General features: G+C 64.4%; 20 protein-coding genes. 9 read left to right on the forward strand and 11 right to left on the reverse strand.

Annotated features, from left to right (window positions below; genetic code table 11):
• Window positions 1-34 precede the first annotated feature (34 nt).
• The 5 genes from XH91_RS24290 (at window position 35) to XH91_RS24310 (ending at window position 5,604) form a co-directional block, all read left to right on the forward strand.
• On the forward strand, window positions 35-433 hold the full coding sequence (locus XH91_RS24290) for a 5-carboxymethyl-2-hydroxymuconate Delta-isomerase (protein WP_128952920.1): 399 nt from the start codon (window positions 35-37) through the stop codon (window positions 431-433).
• Window positions 426-1,964 (forward strand): 5-carboxymethyl-2-hydroxymuconate semialdehyde dehydrogenase, encoded by a 1,539-nt coding sequence (gene hpaE, locus XH91_RS24295; RefSeq protein ID WP_128952921.1) that lies wholly within the window; start codon window positions 426-428, stop codon window positions 1,962-1,964. Before XH91_RS24290 ends, hpaE begins: the two co-directional genes overlap by 8 nt.
• A gap of 131 nt (window positions 1,965-2,095) precedes the next feature.
• Complete coding sequence (gene hpaD / locus XH91_RS24300; protein ID WP_128952922.1) at window positions 2,096-3,079, forward strand: 3,4-dihydroxyphenylacetate 2,3-dioxygenase; 984 nt, start codon at window positions 2,096-2,098, stop codon at window positions 3,077-3,079.
• Between the two features lie 3 nt (window positions 3,080-3,082).
• A complete protein-coding gene (locus tag XH91_RS24305) occupies window positions 3,083-3,952 on the forward strand; it encodes a fumarylacetoacetate hydrolase family protein (RefSeq protein WP_128952923.1) in 870 nt (289 codons plus the stop codon).
• Window positions 3,953-3,978: 26 nt separating this feature from the next.
• Complete coding sequence (locus XH91_RS24310; RefSeq protein WP_128952924.1) at window positions 3,979-5,604, forward strand: thiamine pyrophosphate-dependent enzyme; 1,626 nt, start codon at window positions 3,979-3,981, stop codon at window positions 5,602-5,604.
• A 3-nt stretch (window positions 5,605-5,607) separates the two neighbouring features.
• On the opposite strand, the gene alkB is transcribed toward XH91_RS24310, so the two are convergent.
• The 9 genes from alkB to XH91_RS24355 all read right to left on the reverse strand — a co-directional run bounded on the left by alkB (window position 5,608) and on the right by XH91_RS24355 (window position 13,814).
• Window positions 5,608-6,261, reverse strand: coding sequence for a DNA oxidative demethylase AlkB (gene alkB / locus XH91_RS24315; RefSeq protein WP_128952925.1), 654 nt, complete (start codon window positions 6,259-6,261; stop codon window positions 5,608-5,610).
• Between the two features lie 9 nt (window positions 6,262-6,270).
• The gene (locus XH91_RS24320) at window positions 6,271-7,017 is read right to left on the reverse strand and encodes a 2OG-Fe(II) oxygenase (protein WP_128952926.1); all 747 of its coding nucleotides are present in this window, start codon (window positions 7,015-7,017) and stop codon (window positions 6,271-6,273) included.
• A 159-nt stretch (window positions 7,018-7,176) separates the two neighbouring features.
• Window positions 7,177-7,863: a DUF2848 domain-containing protein gene (locus XH91_RS24325; protein ID WP_128952927.1), complete on the reverse strand. Its 687-nt coding sequence runs from the start codon at window positions 7,861-7,863 to the stop codon at window positions 7,177-7,179.
• The gene (locus tag XH91_RS24330) at window positions 7,856-9,205 is read right to left on the reverse strand and encodes an amidase (protein WP_128952928.1); all 1,350 of its coding nucleotides are present in this window, start codon (window positions 9,203-9,205) and stop codon (window positions 7,856-7,858) included. The genes XH91_RS24325 and XH91_RS24330 overlap by 8 nt, the downstream gene beginning before the upstream one ends.
• Window positions 9,206-9,247: 42 nt before the next feature.
• Entirely contained in the window at window positions 9,248-9,967 is a 720-nt protein-coding gene (locus XH91_RS24335; protein WP_128952929.1) for an ABC transporter ATP-binding protein, read from the reverse strand.
• Window positions 9,957-10,688, reverse strand: a complete 732-nt coding sequence (locus XH91_RS24340; protein WP_128952930.1) for an ABC transporter ATP-binding protein — start codon at window positions 10,686-10,688, stop codon at window positions 9,957-9,959. Before XH91_RS24340 ends, XH91_RS24335 begins: the two co-directional genes overlap by 11 nt.
• Window positions 10,678-11,598 (reverse strand): branched-chain amino acid ABC transporter permease, encoded by a 921-nt coding sequence (locus tag XH91_RS24345; RefSeq protein WP_128952931.1) that lies wholly within the window; start codon window positions 11,596-11,598, stop codon window positions 10,678-10,680. Before XH91_RS24345 ends, XH91_RS24340 begins: the two co-directional genes overlap by 11 nt.
• Window positions 11,591-12,514 carry a branched-chain amino acid ABC transporter permease gene (locus XH91_RS24350; protein WP_128952932.1) on the reverse strand — a complete coding sequence of 308 codons (924 nt, stop codon included), beginning with the start codon at window positions 12,512-12,514 and terminating at the stop codon, window positions 11,591-11,593. Before XH91_RS24350 ends, XH91_RS24345 begins: the two co-directional genes overlap by 8 nt.
• 52 nt (window positions 12,515-12,566) lie before the next feature.
• The gene (locus XH91_RS24355; protein ID WP_128952933.1) at window positions 12,567-13,814 is read right to left on the reverse strand and encodes an amino acid ABC transporter substrate-binding protein; all 1,248 of its coding nucleotides are present in this window, start codon (window positions 13,812-13,814) and stop codon (window positions 12,567-12,569) included.
• A gap of 206 nt (window positions 13,815-14,020) precedes the next feature.
• Between XH91_RS24355 and XH91_RS24360 the strand changes: the two genes are divergently transcribed.
• From XH91_RS24360 to XH91_RS24370, 3 genes are read left to right on the forward strand one after another with little or no spacing between them, the layout of a single operon-like run.
• Window positions 14,021-14,434, forward strand: a complete 414-nt coding sequence (locus tag XH91_RS24360; RefSeq protein ID WP_128952934.1) for a Zn-ribbon domain-containing OB-fold protein — start codon at window positions 14,021-14,023, stop codon at window positions 14,432-14,434.
• Between the two features lie 3 nt (window positions 14,435-14,437).
• Entirely contained in the window at window positions 14,438-15,577 is a 1,140-nt protein-coding gene (locus tag XH91_RS24365; RefSeq protein ID WP_128952935.1) for a thiolase C-terminal domain-containing protein, read from the forward strand.
• Between the two features lie 5 nt (window positions 15,578-15,582).
• Window positions 15,583-16,497 (forward strand): SDR family oxidoreductase, encoded by a 915-nt coding sequence (locus tag XH91_RS24370; protein ID WP_128952936.1) that lies wholly within the window; start codon window positions 15,583-15,585, stop codon window positions 16,495-16,497.
• 64 nt (window positions 16,498-16,561) lie between these two features.
• On the opposite strand, the gene ppc is transcribed toward XH91_RS24370, so the two are convergent.
• Both ppc and XH91_RS24380 read right to left on the reverse strand, forming a co-directional pair.
• Window positions 16,562-19,354, reverse strand: a complete 2,793-nt coding sequence (gene ppc / locus XH91_RS24375) for a phosphoenolpyruvate carboxylase (protein ID WP_128952937.1) — start codon at window positions 19,352-19,354, stop codon at window positions 16,562-16,564.
• 133 nt (window positions 19,355-19,487) lie between these two features.
• Complete coding sequence (locus XH91_RS24380; RefSeq protein WP_128952938.1) at window positions 19,488-19,892, reverse strand: YccF domain-containing protein; 405 nt, start codon at window positions 19,890-19,892, stop codon at window positions 19,488-19,490.
• A 187-nt stretch (window positions 19,893-20,079) separates the two neighbouring features.
• Between XH91_RS24380 and glgX the strand changes: the two genes are divergently transcribed.
• The gene (glgX, locus tag XH91_RS24385) at window positions 20,080-22,197 is read left to right on the forward strand and encodes a glycogen debranching protein GlgX (protein WP_128952939.1); all 2,118 of its coding nucleotides are present in this window, start codon (window positions 20,080-20,082) and stop codon (window positions 22,195-22,197) included.
• Window positions 22,198-22,202 lie beyond the last annotated feature (5 nt).

Genomic DNA, 22,202 nt, shown 5'->3' on the forward strand with positions numbered 1-22,202 from the left:
AAAGCAATGAGACGACACAGGGAGTGAAACCGCCATGCCGCATTTCACGATCGAATATTCGGCCAATCTCGATAGTCGTCTCGACATCGCAGCGGTGTGCGAAGTGGTACGCAAGGCCGCGGTCGAGACCGGCATCTTCCCGCTCGGCGGCATCCGCGTCCGCGCGGTCAGATGCGAGCATTATGCGATTGCCGATGACCGGCAGGACTACGGCTTTCTCGACATGGTCTTGCGCATCGGCGAGGGCCGCGATCTTCCGACCCGGCAGAAAGCCGGCGAGCACGTGTTCCAGGCGCTGTCAAAGCATCTCGATCCCGTCTTTGCTGGTAGCAAGTTCGCGTTGTCGTTCGACATGCAGATCAACGACAAGGACACCAGCTGGAAGCGCAACAACATCCACGACGCCTTGAAGGTGGAGGCCACCCATGGATAAGCCCACGCCGAAAGCCGATCTGTTCCAGGCCAACCGCGACCGCGTCGCTCCGCTGCTGAAAAAGCTGCGCGCGGACGGCATCGGCCACATGATCGAAGGCAAGATCGTGCCCTCGGTCTCGGGCCGGACTTTCGAGACGAACTCGCCAGTCGATGGCGCCGTGCTCGCCAGCGTCGCGCGTGGCAATGCCGAGGACATCGACGCAGCGGCGACCGCTGCTTCCCTCGCCTTCAAATCCTGGCGCGACATGGGACCGGCGATGCGGCGCAAGCTGCTGCATCGCGTCGCCGATGCGATCGAGGACAATGCCGACGACATCGCGGTGCTCGAATGCATCGACACCGGCCAAGCCTACCGCTTCATGGCCAAGGCCGCGATCCGCGCCGCCGAAAACTTCCGCTTCTTCGCCGACAAATGCGCCGAGGCGCGCGACGGCCTCAACACGCCGAGCGATGAGCACTGGAATATCTCGACTCGTGTGCCGATCGGCCCCGTCGGCGTGATCACGCCGTGGAACACGCCGTTCATGCTCTCGACCTGGAAGATCGCCCCTGCCCTCGCCGCAGGTTGCACCGTCGTACACAAGCCGGCCGAGTGGTCGCCGGTGACGGCAGCCATTCTGGCGCGGCTGGTCAAGGAAGCCGGCGTCCCCGACGGCGTGCTCAACACCGTGCATGGTTTTGGCGAAGAGGCCGGCAAGGCGCTGACCGAGCATCCCGCCATCAAGGCGATCGGCTTCGTCGGCGAGAGCGCGACGGGATCGGCGATCATGGTTCAGGGCGCGCCGACGCTGAAGCGGGTGCATTTCGAGCTCGGCGGCAAGAACCCCGTGATCGTGTTCGACGACGCCGATCTCGACCGCGCGCTCGACGCGGTCGTGTTCATGATCTACTCGCTCAATGGCGAGCGCTGCACCTCGTCGAGCCGCCTGCTGATCCAGGCGAGCATTGCGGAGAAATTCGTGGAGAAGCTGACCGCGCGCGTGAAGGCGCTGAAGGTCGGCCACCCCCTCGATCCCGCCACCGAGATCGGACCGCTGATTCACGAGCGGCACCTCGCAAAAGTGTGCTCCTATTTCGACGTCGCGCGGCAGGATGGTGCAACCATCGCGGTCGGCGGCAAGGCTTATGACGGTCCGGGCGGCGGACATTATGTCGAGCCGACGCTGGTCACGGGTGCGCACGGCAAGATGCGCGTGGCGCAGGAAGAGGTGTTCGGCCCGTTCCTCACCGTGTTGCCCTTCAAGGACGAAACCGACGCGATCGAGATCGCCAACGACATCCGCTATGGCCTCACAGGCTATGTCTGGACCAACGACGTCGGCCGCGCCTTGCGCGTCGCCGATGCCCTGGAGGCCGGCATGATCTGGCTGAATTCGGAGAACGTCCGCCATCTGCCGACGCCGTTCGGCGGCATGAAGGCCTCTGGCATCGGCCGCGACGGCGGCGATTACTCGTTCGACTTCTACATGGAAACCAAACACGTCTCGCTGGCGCGGGGCACGCACAAGATTCAGAAACTGGGAATGTAGGGAACGGTCATTCCGGGGCGTGCGAAGCACGAGCCCGGAATCCATTCAGCCACCAATTCTGCTGCGCGATGGATTCCGGGCCCGGCTCTGCGAGCAGCTCCGGAATGACAGAAGACCAAGGGGAAACGCCAATGCCCGTACCGCAACATATCTTCGAGCCGCCGTTCAACATCATCCGCTCCAGCCACGTCGTGCTCGACGTGACCGATCTGAAACTGAGCCGTGAGTTCTACGAGACCATCGTCGGCCTGCATGTCGAGGACGCCGACGACAACGTCGTTTACTTGCGCGCCGCCGAGGAGCATCAGCATCACTCGCTGGTGCTGCGCAAGGCGGCCGTGCCTGCCTGCAACAGGCTCGGCTTCAAGGTCGGCAATGACGGCGATCTCGACAAGGCCGCAAGGTTTCTGTCCGAGAACGGCCTCGCTCACGGCTTCGCCGATCGGCCCTTCCAGGGCCGCACGTTGCAATTCACCGATCCGTTCGGCTTCCAGATCGAGCTCTATGCGTCGATGGAGCGGCGGCCGCATCTGCTCCGCCGCTATGATCTCTACCGGGGCTGCCACCCGCAGCGGCTCGACCATTTCAACGTGTTCGCCGCCGAGGTGCAGGACACCGTCGACTTCTATGCCCGGCTCGGCTTCCGCCTCACCGAATATGCCGAAGAGGACGGTCCGAACGGGCGCATCGCCGCGGCCTGGATGCATCGCAAGGGCAACGTGCACGATTTCGCGATCACCAACGGCAAGGGCCCGCGGCTGCATCACTTCGCCTATTGGACGCCGACGGCGATGGACATCATCCATCTCTGCGACGTCATGGCTTCCCAGGGCTTTGTGAAGAACATCGAGCGCGGCCCTGGTCGCCACGGCATCTCGAATGCGTTCTTCCTCTATGTCCGCGATCCCGACGGACACCGCCTCGAGCTTTACACCAGCGATTACTTCACCGGCGATCACGACCACGAGCCGCTGCGCTGGTCGCTGCGCGATCCGCGCCGCCAGACGCTGTGGGGCGCGCCGGCCCCGCGCTCCTGGTTCGAGCAGGGCTCGCCCTTCACGGGCCAGACCGTGCGCGACCCGAAGTTCGTGGCCGATGTACTGGTGGCGGATTAGGCCATGAAGCTCCCCCGCCTCGCCACTTATTCCATCAAGAGTGAAACCCGCTACGGCGCTGTCCTCGAGGGCGGCATCGTCGATCTCTCCGCGCGCTACGCAAAGGACTATCCGACGCTGCGCGAGGTGATCGCCGCCGGAAAGCTCGTGAGCTTCGCCGAGGAGGCCGCCGGCCGCACGCCGGTTCATTCGCTCGGCGAGATCGCATGGCTGCCGCCGGTGCCTGCCCCGGAGAAAATCATCTGCATCGGCGTCAACTATCCTGATCGTAACGCCGAGTACAAGGACGGCCAGGACGCGCCGAAATATCCGAGCATGTTCATGCGGTCACCCCGCTCCTTCGTCGGGCATGACACGCCGCTGGTGCGCCCGCGCGCCTCCGCGCAGCTCGACTATGAAGGCGAGATCGTGCTGGTGATCAGCAAACCCGGCCGGCACATCAAGGAGAGCGCTGCGCTCGACCACATTGCCGCCCTGACGCTCTGCAACGAAGGCTCGGTGCGCGACTGGCTGCGCCACGCCAAGTTCAACGTGACCCAAGGCAAGAACTTTGATTCCAGCGGCAGCCTTGGACCCTGGCTCGTGCCCTACACCAAGGAAGCACAGCTCGCCGACATCAGGCTCACCACGCATGTCAACGGCGAGCTCAGGCAGGATGACCGAACCAGCCGGCTGATGTTCCCGTTCCGCTATCTCATCAGCTATATCTCGACCTTCGCAACGCTCGTTCCCGGCGACATCATCGTCACGGGCACGCCGACCGGCGCCGGAGCACGGTTCGATCCGCCGCGCTATTTGAAGCCCGGCGACGTCATCGAGGTCGCAGCCGAGGGCATCGGCACCTTGCGCAACGGCGTCGTCGACGAAGCCTGAGACAACAACACGAATGGAATGATGCAATGACCACCCTCACCGGCGGCGAAGCGATCGTAAGCGGGCTCGTCGCCCATGGCGTCGACACTGTGTTCGGCCTGCCGGGCGCGCAGGTCTACGGCCTGTTCGATGCTTTCCATCAGGCCCAACTCAAGGTGATAGGCGCGCGGCACGAACAGGCCTGCGGCTACATGGCGTTCGGCTATGCACGCGCCAGCGGCAAGCCCGGCGTGTTCAGCGTGGTGCCCGGCCCCGGCGTGCTCAACGCCAGCGCGGCGCTGCTCACGGCCTTCGGCTGCAACGAGCCGGTGCTGTGCGTCACCGGCCAGGTGCCGACGCAGTTTCTCGGCAAGGGCCGCGGCCATCTGCATGAGATGCCCGACCAGCTCGCGACCTTGCGCACCTATGTGAAATGGGCCGACCGCATCGAACATCCCGGCAACGCGGCGACCACCGTCGCACGCGCCTTTCAGGAGATGACATCGGGACGGCGCGGTCCCGCCTCGGTCGAGATGCCCTGGGACATCTTCACGCAACGCGCGGACACCGCCGCAGCGCGGGTGCTGGAGCCCCTGCCCGCGCCGCTCCCGGATCCCGATGCCGTCAAGCAGGCCGCAGCGCTGATCAAGGCCAGCAAAGCACCGATGATCTTCGTCGGCAGCGGCGCGATCGAGGCGCGCGAGGAAATCCTCGAGCTCGCCGAGATGATCGACGCGCCCGTCGTCGCCTTCCGCAGCGGCCGCGGCATCGTCTCCAACGCGCATGAGCTCGGCCTCACCATGGCCGCCGCCTACAAGCTGTGGGCCAAGACCGACCTGATGATCGGCATCGGCACGCGGCTGGAATTGCCGACGATGTCGCGCTGGCCGTACCAGCCCGATGGCCTCAAGAGCATCCGCATCGACATCGATCCCGTCGAGATGCGGCGCTATCCGTCGACCGCGGCAATCGTTGCCGATGCCAAGGCCGCGACCGCCGATCTCGTCGCCGCCGTCAGCAAGGCCGGCTACAGCAAGACCACCGGCCGCCGCGGCGCGATCCGCGAGGCGAGTGCGAGCGCACTGGCAGAGATCCAGCGCATCCAGCCGCAGATGGCGTATCTCAACATTTTGCGCGAGGTGCTGCCGGCGAACGCGATCGTGACGGATGAATTGTCCCAGTTCGGCTTCGCCTCCTGGTACGGCTTCCCGATCTACCAGCCTCGCACCTTCATCACGTCAGGCTATCAGGGCACGCTCGGCTCGGGCTTTCCGACCGCGCTCGGCGCGAAGGTTGCCAATCCCGACAAGCCGGTGGTCGCCATCACCGGCGACGGCGGCTTCATGTTCGGCCTGCAGGAGCTTGCCACCGCGGTGCAGTTCAACATCGGCGTGGTGACGCTGGTGTTCAACAACAACGCCTATGGCAATGTCCGCCGCGACCAGCGCGAGCGCTTTGACGGCCGCGTGGTCGCATCGGACCTGGTCAATCCTGATTTCGTCAAGCTCGCGGAGTCCTTTGGCGTGGCATCCGCCCGCGTCACTGCGCCGGACCAGTTCAAGGCCGCGATGGAGAAGGCGCTGGCGCATGGCAAGCCGTATTTGATCTCGGTGGAAGTGACCAGGGATTCGGAAGTCAGCCCGTGGGCGTTCATTCATCCGCCGAAGCCGTAAGCATCACCGCGTCCGGCGGAAGGTCAGATTGATCCGCTTCCTTCCCAGCAGCGCATGTTCGCCCTCGGTGAGCGGCGCGACACCATGATAGGCAAGCCTGCTCGGCCCGCCCCACACCACGACGTCGCCATGCACGAGGCGAAAGCGGCGCGGCTTGTCGCTGCGCGCCAGGCCGCCGAACAGGAAGGTCGCGGGCAGACCGAGCGAGACGGAGACGATCGGCGCTGAATAGTCCAGCTCGTCCTTGTCCTGATGCAGCGACAAGCGGGTGCCGGGCTCGTAGCGGTTGACCAGGCAGGCATCGGGCGCGAAGTCGTTGAAGCCGCCCTGCTCCGCCGCGCGGCGCGCCAGATCGCGCAGCACCCGCGGCATCGCCGGCCACGGCGCGCCGGTTCGCGGGTCGACCGGATCATAGCGATAGCCGGTGTGATCGGTGATCCAGCCTCGCTCGCCGCAATTGGTCATCGCCACCGACATCAAATGGCCGCCCGGCGTGGTCATCCGCCGGAATGGCGACTGTGCCACAATGCCGCGCACCGCTTCGATCAACTCGCTCTCGATCGACTTGACGAAGCCGCGCAGCAGCACGGCGCCGTCGGCGATCTCCTCGCGTGACGGCTGCGCCTCGGCAACGCTGTCGAACAAATCAGCCGTCAATGGCTCCGCTCATTTCGCATCATGGAAGATCACACCCACGGTGTGGCGCCGGCCGGACCTGATCCGGCTGACGCCGTGGCGGAGATTAACGCGGTAGGTGCCGCGTGTCCCCTGCACCGGGCGGTGATGCACAGCGAAGGCGACGGCGTCGCCCTGCGTCAGTGGAACCACCTCGGCGCGCGACTGCATGCGCGGCCGCTGCTCGGTCAGCACGAACTCGCCGCCGGTGAAATCGCGCCCCGGCTCGGACAGGAGGATCGCGACCTGAAGCGGGAACACGTGCTCGCCATAGAGATCCTGATGCAGGCAGTTGAAGTCACCGGCCTCGTATTGCAGCAGCAGCGGCGTCGGCCGCACCTGCCCCGCCTCGTGGCAGCGCTTCAGGAACGCGGCATGGCTTAAGGGATAGCGGATGTCCATCCCCATCGCCTCGTTCCAGCCGTTGGCGACGGCTTGCAGATGCCCGTAGAGCGCCGGGCGCAGCTCCGCGATCAGATCGGGCAGCGGATAGGAGAAATATTTATACTCGCCGCGGCCAAAGCCATGGCGGCCCATGACGATGCGGCTGCGGAAGTGGGCGTCGTCGGGGTAGAGGTTGGAGATGGCGCGGCACTGGTCCGGCGTGAGCAGGCCCTTTAGGACGGCGCTGCCGTGGGAGTCGAGTTCGGCGGTGATCTGGGGCCAGTCGAGGGCGTCGACATGGGCGGTTAGGTCGACGGAGGGCTTTTGGAGCGACTTGTGTGCTGTTGCTGTCATGGCTGGCACTTTCGCAAAGCTAACTCACCCTCTGCCACCCGATTTCCGATGACCATCTCCCCGTCATTGCGAGCGGAGCGAAGCAATCCAGGATCCCTCTGCGGAACCAGCCTGGATTGCTTCGTCGCAAGGGCTCCTCGCAATGACTTGGAGAGAGCACTAGCCTCTCACCGGGAGCATCGTCACATCGTAGCCGTGCTTGATGGTCCGCTTCAGCACGGGATCCTCGAGCTCGAAGTCGAAGCGATCAGCCGGGCGGATGCCGCCCTTGGCCGCAAAGGTGCCGCCGAACATGGCGCAGCCGTCCGGGAATTTGCCGCCGGCAAAACCGCGCGCGATGAGCTCAGTGACGGGCAGCATCGCATCCAGCGTGCCTTCCTGGTAGAGCACGCGCTCGCCGTTGATGGTGGCGTAGGAGCGCAGGACCATCTTGTCCCAGTGGTCGATGACGTCCTCGAGCTCCCACAGCGTGGAGGCGATCGGCTTGTCGCACATCTGCTTGGAGACCGTCACGTTGTAGGCCTCGACCTTGCGGTCGGTGTGGTCGGAGCCGCAGCCGACGAAGATGCGGCCCTGCCAGCCGATCAGCACGAACTCGACCTCGCCGGAGGAATCGCCGCCGGTACATTCGATGCCGTCTTCCTGAGTGAGCCGGCGGGCCGAGGCGCGGTAGTAGATCGGCGTCGAGGCCGGCGGCGCGATGCCCATCTCCTGCAGCTCGGCGATGTGCTTGTCGCGGGCGACGGGATCGCGGCCGGTCCAGCCGGCGATCACCATCTGGTCGATCGCCAAGGTCAGCGGCGTGGTGGTGCCCTGGGCGTCGACGGTGAAAGTGAGGTCAAACACGAATGACGGCCTCCATGCCGGCAGCAAGTTCAAAGATGCGGCGGTCCGAGCCGCCCGCCCCTGCAAGCATCAGGCCGACGGGAACCTCGCTCTCGCGATGCGCCGGCAGCGAGATGGCGCAGCCGTCGATCATGTTGATCAGAGTGCAATTGCGCAGCGCGCGCAAGTTTTGCGTCGTAAACGCCTTGTCGTCGGCGAGATCTGCGATCTTCGGTGGCGTGTTGGCGGTAGTCGGGAGCACGAGCGCGTCATAAGGCGCGATGCGGGCGTTGACGCGGGCGATCAGCGACCGGCGTTCGTTGAGGAGGTCGATATAGTCGGCCGCGCTCTGCGCCTCGCCGCGCATGATGCGGACGGCGACGCGGGGATCATAGACATCACCCTTGGCGGTGATGAGATAACGATGCCAGGCATAGCTCTCGGACGCTGCAAAGCCGCCCTTGGCGTTCATCGGGCCGATGTCGTGGAATTCGGACATCTCGACGCGCTCGATGAGGGCGCCGTGATCGGCGAGCGATTTCAGCGCACGCTCGAAGGTCGCGGACACCTCTGCATCGAGGTCATCGAGCGCGATCGTCGTTGGCACAGCCAGCCGCATGCCCTTCACAGGACGCGGTTTGAGCGCCGTGATCGGCTCGCCAGCGAGCACCGCATCGAGAATGGCACAGCAACTGACCGAGCGCGCCAGGGGCCCGATGCTGTCGAGCGAGAACGACAGCGGCACGGAGCCGTCCAGCGGCACGCGGCGCTGCGTCGGCTTGTAGCCGACGATGCCGTTATAGGCCGCGGGGATGCGGCAGGAGCCGCCGGTGTCGGTGCCGAGCGCGCCGTGGGCCATGCCGTCGAGCACGGAGACCGCGGCGCCCGAGGACGAGCCGCCGGGCACATGACCCTCGTCCCGGTTCCAGGCGCCTTTAGGTGTTCCATAGTGCGGATTGATGCCGATGCCGGAATAGGCGAACTCGGTCATGTTGGTGCGCCCGATCACGACAAAGCCGGCCTTGCGCAGCCGCGCGACCGCCGCCGCATCGTGCTCGGCCGGATCGGAATCGTCGAGCGCCCGGGAGCCGGCGCGCGTGGTCTGTCCCCTGATGTCGAACAGATCCTTGATCGAGATGGGAATACCGGCATAGCGCGACGGCGCCGCCTTGGCCTTGCGCAGGGCATCCATGGCGTCAGCGGTGGTGAGCGCCGCGTCCTTGTCGACATGGATGAAGGCGCGCTGCCCCTCGCCGGCGGGATCGGCGATTCTGGCGATGCACGCCTCGACCAGACTTCGGGAGGTGGTGCGGCCGCTTTCGAGATCGTCGGCCAATGTGGCGAGGGTCGGGGCGTTCGGCATGTCTGGTTCGCCTGCGTCAGGCGCGGCCAAAACGCAGCCGCGCTATTTCAATCCAAAATAGGCGCGCCGCAGCGCCTCGTTGTCGGTCATCTCGGCAACCGTGCCGGAAAAGCGAATGCGCCCGCCTTCCAGAACAAATACGCGGGTTGCCACTTCAAGGAAACCGATATTCTGCTCGGCGATCAACAGCGCGATACCGCGCCCCTGCAGGCCGTTCAGGATGCGGATCACCTCCTTGACGAAGAGCGGCGAGAGCCCGGCGGAAGGCTCGTCCATGACGAGAAGCTTCGGCTCGGCCGCGAGCGCCTTGGCGATTCCGAGCATCTTGCGTTGCCCGCCCGACAGGCTGGAGGCGGCGTCGCGGCGCTTGTCGCGCAGAACGGGAAAGAGACCATAGAGCTCGTCGAGGCGCCGGCGGGGGTTGGCATGTCCCAGCGCCTGAGCGCCCACCAGGATATTCTCCTCGATCGACAGGTCGGGAAACACCGCAAGCTCGGACATGTAGGTCATGCCGAGCTTCATGCGGTCGCTGGAGCGCATATGAGCGATATCCTGCCCGCCGAGCGCGATGCTGCCGTGACGGGCCTCGACCAGGCCGACCAGCGATTTCAGGAACGTGGTCTTGCCGGCACCGTTGGCGCCGAGCAGCAGGACCGTCTCGCCCGGCTTGACGTCGAGATCGACGCCCCACAGCACCTGCATGGTGCCATAGCCCGCATCGACGCCGTGCGCCTGGAGAAGAGGCGTTGCTTCAGGCGGCATGCTCGCCTCCCAAGAACACCTCGATCACCTGCGGTTCCTTCACGGCCGCAGCGAGCTTGCCCTCGAAGATTTCCCGCCCCGCATTGAGAACGATGACGCGGTCGGTGATGTGCTCGATGAAGCCCATCAGATGCTCGACGACGATGATCGACATGCCGCTGGCCGCAAGCTGCTTGATCCGCTCGGCAATCCAGTCGAGCTCGGCGGGATTGAGCCCGGCGGCGAGCTCGTCGAGCAGCAGCAGGCGCGGCCGCGTCGCCAGGGCGCGGACCAGATCCAGCATCTTCTGCTGCGCACTGTTGAGATCGGCTGCCGGCCGATCGGCGACAGTGGCCAAACGATATTCGTCGAGCAGCGCGTCGAGCGGCGGCGGCGTGCCGCCGATGTGGCCGTAGGCCAGGGCCACCCTGACGTTCTCCCGCACGGTCAGCGACATGAACGGCTTCGGCACCTGGAAAGTCCTGTTGACGCCGCGATGGACCAGCCTGTGGGACGCAATGCCGCCGATGGACGCAGCATCGAACGTGACCTCGCCGCCGTCGGGCGCGTAGAGGCCTGAAATCACGTTGATGGCCGTGGTCTTGCCCGAACCGTTCGGACCGACCAGCCCCAGCACCTCGCCGGGCGCGGCGTGAAAGCTGAGGCCGTCGAGCGCAACGAAGCCGCCAAAGCGCTTCACCAGCTTGTTGACGCTGAGAATCGGTTTTGTCTCAGGGGACATGCCAGCCCCTTCGCGTCGCCAGCGAGACCAGCCCGGCCGGCAGGAACAAGACCAACCCCATGATAAGAAGACCGTAGATCAGCTGGAAATATTGCGGGGTCGTGAACCCGATCAGATTGTAGACACCGTACAGGATCAGGACGCCGATGATCGGACCGGAGATCGTCGCGACGCCCCCGAACAGCGCGAAGACGATCGCGAAGATGCTGAAGTCGCCGCTGAAGACGTTGTCGGGATAGAACACGGACACGTACCAGGCATAGATGCCGCCGGCGAGCCCCGCCACCAGCGCTGACGCCAGCCAGGCGGCGATGCGCATTCTGACGACATTGACCCCCGCCATCGACGCGCTCACCGCATCCTCGCGAACGGCCTGCAACGCAAGCCCGAAGCTCGAGTTCTTCAGGAAGACGACACCGCCCACCGTCAACGTCAGCACCACCAGCGCTGCATAATAGGCGTGCGACGGGTTGAACGTACCCGTCAGCGACACGCCATACGGCCCCTTGGTGATACCCTCCAATGCGGGATTGGCGACCAGGTGCAGCACGGCCAGTGACGCGGCCAGATTGGCAATGGCAAAATAGGCGCCTGACAGCCGCAGCAACGGCGTCAGCAGAAGGCCGAGCAGCACGCCGACCAGGCCGGCCGCCAGCACGGCCACGAGCGCAGACGACTGAAAGTGCATCACCAGCACCGCAAATCCATAGGCACCGGCCCCGAAGAAGCCGACATAGCCGAACGGCAAATAGCCGGTGAAGCCGTAGATGATGTTGACGCCCTGCGCGAGGATCAGGAACGTGACGAAATTGAACAGCAGCAGATGATTCTGGTAGACGCCCGGCAGGACCGCAAACACTGCGATCAGCGGCACCAGAATGAACAGCACATGCTTGACGGCATTAGGCAACGCGCACCCGCCTTCCAAGCAGGCCGCTCGGACGTAGCAAGAGAATCAGGATCAGCAGCACATAGGGCAGAAGGTCCGCCCACGAGCTGAGATAGGTCTGCACCAGCATGTAGCAGACACCGTAGACGACACCGCCGAGGGCCGTGCCGAGCGGATTGCCGAGCGAACCCAGCACGACGATCGCAAACGACGTCACCGTCGCGTCCGCGCCGAAGGCCGGCGTGATCGAACCGAACATGAACGGCGCAAACACGCCCGCAACCGCAGCAAGCCCGAGTCCGATTCCGAAGGCCGCGGCCGAGACGCGATCAACGTCGATACCCGAGGCCAGCGCCTCGTCGCGTCGCGACATCACGGCCCGCGTCAGGGTGCCGAGCCGCGTGCGATAGAGATAGACGTAAACGAGGCCGATCGCGACCAGGCTGGTTCCGGCGGCAATCACCCACGGCGCGGGAAATCCCTGGCCGAGAATGCGGATCGGACCGGCCTGCGGCTTGCCGCCGAACAGCTCGACCTTGATGGTCGAGAAAACCGTGCCGAGCAGCCGGCTCTGGATCGAGCGCTCGCTGGTGCCGGCGAAGATCGTGGTGATGGCTTCGACCACCTGCGACAGGCCGAAGAACAGGATGATCGACAGCATCTCGGGATTTGCCGATCCCTGCAGACGCGGCACCAGCACCCAATACAGCAGCATGCCGACCAGCAGAAACACCACGAATGCCAGCGGCACCGCAAACAGCGGGTCGATGCCGGCCAAAGTGACGACGCCCAGCGCCACGAAGGCGCCGAGCATCAAGACGTCGCCATGCGCAAGATTGACGATGCGCATGACGCCGAAGACGAGATTGAGCCCCATACCGACCAGGCTGAAATACAGCCCGAACAGGACGCCCGCGACCAACGCGTAGGTCAACATCAGCAGCCGGCTCCCAGGACTCGTCCCACGATTTGCTCAGCGGGCTTCCGGCTCATGGACGCGGATAGACCGGCTTTCCGGTCGCCGTCTCATGGGGATAGATCGAGATGAACTTGAGATGGCCATGATCGCCAAGCTCGAGCTGGCCGAGCGGCGTCAGCTCGCCGATCTGGCCGCCCATCTCGTCGAGCGCGAAGGTCCCGTCCAGCGTCTTCAACTGATTGGACAGGCTGAAGACGGCTTTGCGCAGCTCGAGCTGATCGAGGCTGGTGGCGACCGACAGCGTCTTCTCGATCACCAGAGCCGTGGTGTAGCCGGCGACCGAGTTGAAGCCGAACTCGACCTTGCCGTCGGTATATTTCTTGTCCCAGGCCGCCTTGTACTCGTCCATGTTCATCCCGAAGTTCACGGGATATTTCAGCTCCTGCGGCGGGACGTAGGTGAAGACGTGCTCCAGTCCCTTCTCGCCAACGTTCTTCTCGAGCAGCTCGGTCTCCAGACCCGCATAGATCGAGAACAGCATCTTGAAATTGGCGCCGACGTCCTGGACGTTGCGGAGGAAGGCGATGTCGTTAGGCGCATAGCCGAAGTGAATCACCGCATCCGGATTGGTGTTGGCGATGTTGTTGATGATGACGGTGTAGTTGGTCGTCTCGGTGGGAACGCCCTGATCGTAGACGATCTCGATCGGCGCGCCCGACTCCTTGACGAACTTTCGGAAGGCGTTGGCCTGTGTGCCCGTGAACTCGTTGGTCGCATACAGGATCGCGACCTTCTTGATACCGAGGCCGGGTCCATCATGCGATACGAAATCGGCGACCGGCTTCGGCCAGACGGTCGACACCGGATCGGCCATCAGGGCGATGTAGGGATTGTCCTTGGAGAAGAAGCTGGCGCCCGTGCCGGTCTGGTCGAACAGGAACATCTTGTGGTCGCGGGCAATCGCAACCGCGGGCGCGGTCAGCACCGAGCCGGAATCGGCAACCAGAAGATCGACCTTATCCTGGGTGATGAGCTGATTGTACAAGGTCGCCGCGGTCGCCGTATTGCTCTGATCGTCATAGGCAACGAGCTTGATCGGGATCTTCTTGTCGAACGCCTTCACGTAGACGCCGCCCTCGGCGTTCTTCTGTTCGACCCACAGCTTCAGTCCATAGTGAACCGGCATCGAGATCGAGGCATAGCGCCCGCTCGACGCGTAGAGCGTGCCGATCTTGATCTCGGCCGGCGCGTCCGCAGCAAGGGCCGGCGCAGCGAAGGTCAGACCTGCAACCAGCGCAACGCCTACTGATCTCAACATGGAATCCTCCCGATCTCTTCTTGTCTCGGCACTTATGTACCGTGCCGACTTACTGGCACACAAGCACGCCGTCAGCAATTGTGCGCATGGTGGAATACATGGCGTGCAGAGCTCTTTGCTGGACCGTTGACGCGCGATAGTCAATTGGCGCATCAAGATTGAAACGGACGAGCATCAAGTTCTCGCCTTTGGGAGGAGCTGCCGACATGGCCGAACCGCAGCGCGCACGACCGAAACCGACGCCGGAAACCCAGCACTTCTGGGATGGCACCAAAGCGGGCGAGCTGCGTCTGCAACGCTGCGATGCTTGTGCGCATGTCTACTTCCCACCGCGCCCGTTCTGCCCGTCCTGCGCCTCGCGCAAGGTCTCCGTCTTCAAGGCGAGCGGCAAGGGCTTCCTCTACAGCTACGTGATCAACCACCGCCCTGCCGCGCCGGGCTTCACGCCGCCTTACGCGATCGCCGTGGTCGAGCTTGACGAAGGACCGCGGATGATGAGCAACATCATCGACTGCCCGCAAACGCCGGAAGCACTGGAGCTCGACATGAATCTCGAGGTCGCGTTCCAGCAACTGGACGACAAGATCACCCTGCCCGTGTTCCGTCCGGCGAAGGGGTAAGCCATGCGCAAGAACCAGGTTGCCGTCGTCGGCGCGGCCGAGACCACCGAGCTCGGAATCATCCCCAACGCCTCGCAGCTCCAGCTCCACGCGGATGCAGCGCTCAACGCCATCGCCGATGCCGGACTGAAGCTCTCCGACATCGACGGTTTCGCGACCGCGGTCGAAACGCCGCAGCAGGTCTGCCACTATCTCGGCATCAAGCCGACCTGGGTGGACGGCACCTCCGTCGGCGGCTGCTCCTTCATGCTGCACGTCCGTCATGCGGCCGCGGCGATCGAGGCCGGCCTTTGCAAGACCGTGCTGATCACGCATGCCGAGAGCGGAAAGTCGATGATCGGCAAGGCGCCGCGCTCGATCCCCGCCGACAGTCTGCAGGGCCAGTTCGAAGCCCCCTATGGCGTCTACGGCCCGCCCAGCATGTTCCCGATCCCCGTGCTGCGCTTCATGAAGACCTACGGCATCACCCATGAGCAGCTTGCGGCGGTCGCCGTCGTGCAGCGCGAATGGGCGGCCAGGAATCCGCGCGCAATGATGAAGGATCCGATCACGGTCGCCGACGTGCTCAACTCGCGCATGATCGCCTATCCGTTCCGGCTGCTGCAGTGCTGCCTCGTCACCGACGGCGGCGGCGCGCTGATCCTCACCTCGGCCGACCGCGCCAGGGACTTTCCGCGCAAGTCCGTTTATATCATGGGCACCGGCGAGAGCGTGGAAACGCCGATGGTGAGCCAGATGGAGACTTTCAACTCCTCGCGTGCGTTCAAGACCGCCGGCCCCCTCGCCTTCAAGGAAGCCGGCATCGCGCACAAGGACGTCGATCACCTGATGATCTACGACGCCTTTGCGCATCTGCCGCTGTTTGGCCTCGGGGATCTCGGCTTCATGCCGCATGAGGAGACCGGCAAGTTCATCGCGGACGGCAACACGCGGCCCGGTGGTAAACTGCCGCTCAATACCAATGGCGGCGGCCTGTCCTACATGCATTCGGGCATGTACGGCATGTACGCGCTCCAGGAGAGCGTGCGCCAGATGCGCGGCATCGCGCCGGCGCAAGTGCCGAATGCGAAAATTTCGGTGTGCCACGGCGTCGGCGGCATGTTCGCGGCGTCGGGCACGATCGTGTTTACGAACGAGAGGTAACCCACATGAGCAAATCACTGCAGGACAAGGTCATCATCGTCACCGGCGCTGGGCGCGGCATCGGGCGCGAGATCGCGCTGCTCTGTGCGGCCGAGGGCGCCAAGGTTGTCGTCAACGATCCAGGCGGGGCTGCTGACGGCGCCGGTTCGAGCGCGACTCCCGCCGAAGAGGTGGTCGAGGAGATCAAGAAGCGTGGCGGCACAGCCGTTGCCAATTTCGAGTCGGTCGCGGAAGCGATCCCGGCCAGCAAGATCGTGAAGACTGCGACCGATGCCTTCGGCAAGCTGGATGGCGTCGTCAACAATGCCGGCATTTTGCGCGACATGATCTTCCACAAGATGAGCGTGGAAGCGTTCGAGGCCGTCATCAAGGTGCATCTGATGGGCTCGTTCTATGTCAGCCACGCGGCCGCGCGCATCTTCCGCGAGCAGGAGAGCGGCTCCTTCGTGCACTTCACCTCGACCTCCGGCCTGATCGGCAATTTTGGCCAGGCCAACTATGCCGCCGCCAAGCTCGGCATCATCGGCCTCTCCAAGTCGATCGCGCTCGACATGGGCCGCTTCAACGTCCGTTCGAACTGCGTGTCCCCGTTCGCCTGGACCCGCATGATCGGCACCATCCCGACCGAGACCGAAGCCGAGAAGGCGCGCGTCGAGAAGATCAAGCAGATGGGCCCCGAGAAGATCGCGCCGATCTGCGCCTACCTGCTCTCCGATGCCGCGAAGGACGTCACCGGGCAGATCTTCGGCGCGCGCATGAACGAGCTGTTCCTGTTCAGCCAGAACCGTCCGTTGCGTTCGGTCCATCGCAGCGAAGGCTGGACGCCGCAGTCGATCGCGGAACACGGCATGCCGGCGCTGAAGGGCTCGTTCTACAAGCTGGATCGCTCGGCCGATATCTTCCCGTGGGATCCGGTGTAGCTTGCGCGAATGGTGAGTGGCGAATGGCGAATAGGAGCTCTATTCGCTACTCGCCGTTCGCCCCCTACCCCGTATTCCGCAACCCCGCCGAGATGCCGTTGATCGTCAGCTGAATCCCGCGCAGCACCTGCTCGTCGGGGTTCCGGGCACGGTGCTCCCGCAAGAGCTCGACCTGCACGTGATTGAGAGGATCCAGATAGGGAAAGCGGTGGCGCACCGAGCGTTCGAGCAGCGGATTGCCCTGCAGCAGGCGGTCCTGCCCCATGATGTCCAATAGCGTCTCGATGCAGGAATGCCATTCGCGGCGGATGCGGCCGAAGATTTTTTCGCGCAAGGCCTCGTCGGGCACGAGCTCGGCATAGCGCGAGGCGATCGCGATCGAGCTTTTCGCCAGCACCATGTCCATGTTCGACAGCAGCATGCGGAAGAAGGGCCATTCCTTGTAGAGCTCTTTCAGGAACGGCATGCCCTTGTCGGGATGCTCGGCAATCCACTGCTCGACCGCGCTGCCGAAGCCGTACCAGCCCGGCAGCATCAGGCGGCATTGCGCCCACGAGAACACCCAGGGGATCGCGCGCAGATCCTCGATGGCGCGGGTCTTCTTGCGCGACGCCGGGCGGCTGCCGATGTTCAGCGTCGCGATCTCGTTGATCACGGTCGATGACCAGAAATAGTCGACGAAGCCCTCGGTCTCGTAGACGAGGCCGCGATAAGCCTTGAAGGCGAGATTTGAAAGCTCGTCCATCGCGATGAGGTATTCGCGGCGCGGCGCGCTCTCGCGCGGCCGCAACAAGCTCGCATCCAGCGTCGCCGCAGCCAGGATCTCCAGATTGTTGCGGCCGACTTCGGCGTTGGAATATTTCGACGAGATGATCTCGCCCTGCTCGGTGATGCGAATCTGGCCGTTCACGGCGCCGCCCGGCTGGGCGACGATGGCGTCATAGCTCGGTCCGCCGCCGCGGCCGACCGAGCCGCCACGGCCGTGGAAAAGGCGCAGCCGCACGTGATGACGCTCGAACACGTCGACGAGCCCGATCTCGGCCTTGTACAGCTCCCAGCCGGAGGTGACGAAGCCGCCATCCTTGTTGCTGTCGGAATAGCCGAGCATGACTTCCTGCACGCTACCGCGGCTATCGACGAGGCGGCGGTAGTCGTGCAGCGACAGCATGCGGTCCATGATGCCTGAAGAGGCCTGCAAATCCTCGATGGTCTCGAACAGTGGCACGATGTTGATGGCGCTGCGCCCGGAGGGATGGACGAGGCCGACCTCCTTGAGCAGCACCGCGACTTCGAGCATGTCCGACATGCCCTTGCACATCGAGATGATGCATTGGGGGATCGCGTCCGAACCGAACTTGGCATGCGCTTCTGCGGCCGCATGGAAGACGTTGAGCTCGCCCATGGTTTCGTCGCTGTACTTGACGAAGGGCGACACCAGCGCGCGCGTCGAGCGCAATTCGTTGGTGAGCAGCGAGATGCGCGCCTCCTCGCCGAGCGCGAGATAGGACATGCCGGGGTTGGCGGCGTCCATCAGCTCGGCGATGGTGCGTTCGTGCACCGCCGAGTTCTGCCGGATATCGAGCCGCGCCAGATGGAAGCCGAAGCAATCCACCGCGCGCCGCAGCAGCCGCAGCCGGCCCCGCGCGATGACGCGGGCGTTGTTGGAGATCAGCGAGCGATGCAGCACGTCGAGATCGGCCTGCAGCTCCTTGACGCTTCCGTAAGGCGCGCCCTTGCCGACCGGCCGGCGAGTGATTTCGACCTCGAGCTTCTCGGCCGTCGCGGTCAGGCGCGCATAGATGCCGGAGACCGCAAGGCGATAGGGCTCGCCGCTCCGGTGCGGCGAGGTGTCGGGCGAGCGCTCCGCGAGGTTCCGCAGCTCCTCGGAGACATCGGCCAGATGGGCCGCGATCGACAGTTCGGAGCCGAGCACGTGCAGCTCTTCGAGATAAAACTGCATCACGCGGCTCGACTGCAGCCGCAGCGTGCCGCGCATCACGTCGGCAGTGACGAAGGGATTGCCGTCGCGATCGCCCCCGATCCAGCTCCCCATCCTCAGGAACGAAGCGAGCTCGCTCGCGGCCTCAACACCGCCCTCCTCCAGCCGGTCCTCGAGAGCGTTGACCAGCCGCGGCACCTCGCGAAGGAAGGTATAGTCGTAGAATGACAGGCCGTTGGCGACCTCGTCGAGCACGGTGAGCTTGGTGCGGCGGAGCAGATTGGTCTGCCACAGCGTCAGCACCTCGCGGCGAAGCTGCTCGTCGCTGGCCGCGGCCTCGTCCGCGGTCAGCGCGACCCGCTCGCGGCGGTCGAGCAAGGCAGCGACCTCCATCTCGCGGTCCATGGTGCTCTTGCGGCGGACTTCGGTCGGATGCGCGGTCAGCACCGGGCTGACGAGCGCGGTCTTGAAGAAGCTGCGCAGCGTGTCAGCGGCAATGCCGGCGACCTTGGCGTTGGCCAATGTTTGCGCCAGCACGCCAGAGCCGTTGGCGGCGCTGCGGGTACGCATCTGGCGGATGTTGTTCTGATCCTCGGCGATGTTGGCGAGGTGAGAAAAATAGCTGAAGGCGCGGACGATCCGGACCGTTTCCGAGGTCGACATGCTGTCGAGGATCTGCTCGAGCTCGCGGCGGGCAACCCGGTCCTCGTCACGATGGAACCGGATCGAGGTCTGTCTGATACGCTCGACCAGGTCGAACACATCGGCTCCCTCCTGGTCGCGCACCGTATCGCCCAGGATGCGTCCGAGCAGGCGGATGTCGTCGCGCAGCCGCGCATCGGCCTCCAGCGCCTGGACGTCCTCAGGCCGGTTCGGGCGAAGATCGGTGGCGTCAGTTGGTACTGTCTGGAGGGACATGGCTCGCTCCTGTTCTAGAGCTCCCAATGGCTCCCCGGCGGACCGAGTGTGCGATATTTTTCTGCCGCAGTGCAAGATGAAGTTGGGGGCGGCGCACACAGCCGTGCGCCGCGAGCGGAAACGCGTCGGCAGGTCAGGCCGGCACGATCACCTTGCCGATCGGCCAAAGCGCGATACCCGCGAGCTTCAGGTGGGCCCAGGCGAAGGGAAGGCCGATGATGGTGATGGCGAAGAGCACGGCCGTCAGGAGATGCCCGAGCGCCAGCCACCAGCCGGCCAGCACGAACCAGATGATGTTGCCGATCACCCCGAGGGCGCCGGTGCCGATATCGCTCATGCCGGTGACCTCGTCACGGCTGACCGCGCGCGAGCCGAACGGCAGCAGCGTGTAAATGGCGATGTTGAACGCCGCCCGCGCCCAGGGCAGCCCGATGATGGTGATGGCCATGATGACCGAGGCCACCAGCCAGCCGAAGGCCATCCAGGCGCCGCCGATGAGAATCCAGATCAGGTTGAGCAGGATCGAAACTGGGGACATGAGTTTAAGAACCCTGGGATCATCCGGAGGTCAATGATCCCGCCTATATAGGTGCGAAATTCGTCGTTGCGAAGACGGCTCCCATTTCATCGAATTGACGCACGCAGTGCCCAGGATGGCACGGCGTTTGAAACATTTGGAACGCAATGGCGTTGCTGTCGCGGCCATCGGGGCCTGGGGGATTCAAATGTCCGATTTCGTCATCGAGGAAGGCCTGCCTTATCCGCTGGGTGCCCATTGGAGCGGCAACGGCACCAATTTTGCGGTGTTTTCGGCCAATGCCACCAAGGTGGAAGTCTGCCTGTACGATGGCGATCGCGAGACGCATCGCTTCGAGCTGCCGGAATATACCGACCAGGTCTTCCACGGCTACATCTCCGGCGTCGGCCCCGGCACTTTTTACGGCTACCGCGTCTATGGGCCCTATCAGCCCGACGCCGGTCACCGCTTCAATCCCAACAAGCTGCTGCTCGATCCCTATGCCCGCGCCCATGCCGGGAGCCTGACCTGGAATCCGGCGGTGTTCGGCTACATCATGGAGACGGGCGACGACACGACCTTCGACCAACGCGACAGCGCGCCGTTCATGCCGAAATGCGTCGTGGTCGATCCTGATTTCGACTGGCAGGCAGAAGCCGCCCGGCAGAACGTCCATTGGGACGAGACCATCGTCTACGAGACCCACGTCAAGGGGTTTACGAAGAAGCATCCTGCGGTGCCGGAAAACCTGCGCGGCACCTATGCCGGCTTCGCGGCGCCCGAGATGATCGCCCACCTGACATCGCTCGGCGTGACCTCGATCGAGCTGCTGCCGGTGCATTCCTTCATCAACGACGACAATCTTCTCAGGAAGAACCTCGTCAATTACTGGGGCTACAACACAATCGGCTTCTTCGCACCCGACCCGCGCTACGCATCGGACGTGCCGAACAGCCTGCGCGAGTTCAAGGAGATGGTCTCCAAGCTGCACGGCGCCGGGCTCGAAGTCATCCTCGACGTCGTCTACAACCACACCGCCGAAGGCAACGAGCTCGGGCCGACGCTGTCCTTCAAGGGCATCGACAATGCGAGCTATTATCGCCTCCTGCCCGACCGGAAGCGCTATTACATCAACGACACCGGCACCGGAAATACCGTCAACCTGTCCCATCCGCGCGTGATCCAGATGGTGATGGACAGCTTGCGCTACTGGGCTGGCCACATGCATATCGACGGCTTCCGCTTCGATCTCGGCACCATTCTCGCGCGCGAGGTCTACGGCTTCGACGAGCAGAGCGGATTTCTGAAGGCGATGGACCAGGATCCGCTGCTGTCGACCGTCAAGCTGATCGCCGAGCCCTGGGACTGCGGACCCGGCGGCTATCAGGTCGGCGGCTTCCCGCCCGGATGGGCCGAGTGGAACGACAAATATCGCGACACGGTGCGCGATTATTGGCGCGGCGAGGCGCCGCCATCCGCGCTCGCCGCGCGGCTCCTCGGCTCGGGCGACATCTTCGGGCGCTGGGGCGGCCGTCGCTCATGGGCCAGCGTCAACTTCATCACGGCTCATGACGGCTTCACGCTGAACGACTGGGCGAGCTACAACGACAAGCACAACGAAGCCAATGGCGAGGGCAACCGCGACGGCAATTCCAGCAACCGCTCCTGGAACTGCGGCGTCGAAGGCCCGACCGACAACAAGGATGTCACGACCCTGCGCGAGCGGCAGAAGCGCAACATGCTGGCGACCCTGCTGCTCTCGCAGGGAACGCCGATGCTGCTCGGCGGCGACGAGTTCGGCCGGACCCAACAGGGCAACAACAACGCCTATTGCCAGGACAGCGATATCTCCTGGTTCGACTGGACCATGGGCGAGGACGCGCAAAAGCTGCTCGCCTTCACCAAGCGTGTGATTCAGCTGAGACGCGACTATCCGATCCTGCGCCGCAGCCGCTTCCTCACCGGCGTGCATGACGCCCAGCTCGACATCCGCGATGTCGTCTGGATCAATGCCAATGGCGGCGAGATGTCGAACGGCGAGTGGGAAAGCGGCTGGCTGAAATGCTTCGGGGCCATGCTCGACGGCCGCGCACGCAAAACGGCCATCCCGCGCCGTGGCGAGGACGACAGCGTGCTGATCATCCTCAACAGCTATGAGGGCGAGGTCGACTTCAAGCTGCCGCGCACCACGGCCGGACCTTGCTGGTCGCTGCTGCTCGACACCAATGTCGCCGACGGCGCATCCGGCGCCCGATTCGAGTTCGACAGCGTCTACAAGGTGCCGGGCCGGTCGTTCCTGCTGTTCGTCGGCGGGGAGCTGGTCTAGGCGCC

Origin of the sequence: Bradyrhizobium guangzhouense (genome assembly GCF_004114955.1) — a bacterium.
Classification (GTDB): Bacteria; Pseudomonadota; Alphaproteobacteria; order Rhizobiales; family Xanthobacteraceae; genus Bradyrhizobium; species Bradyrhizobium guangzhouense.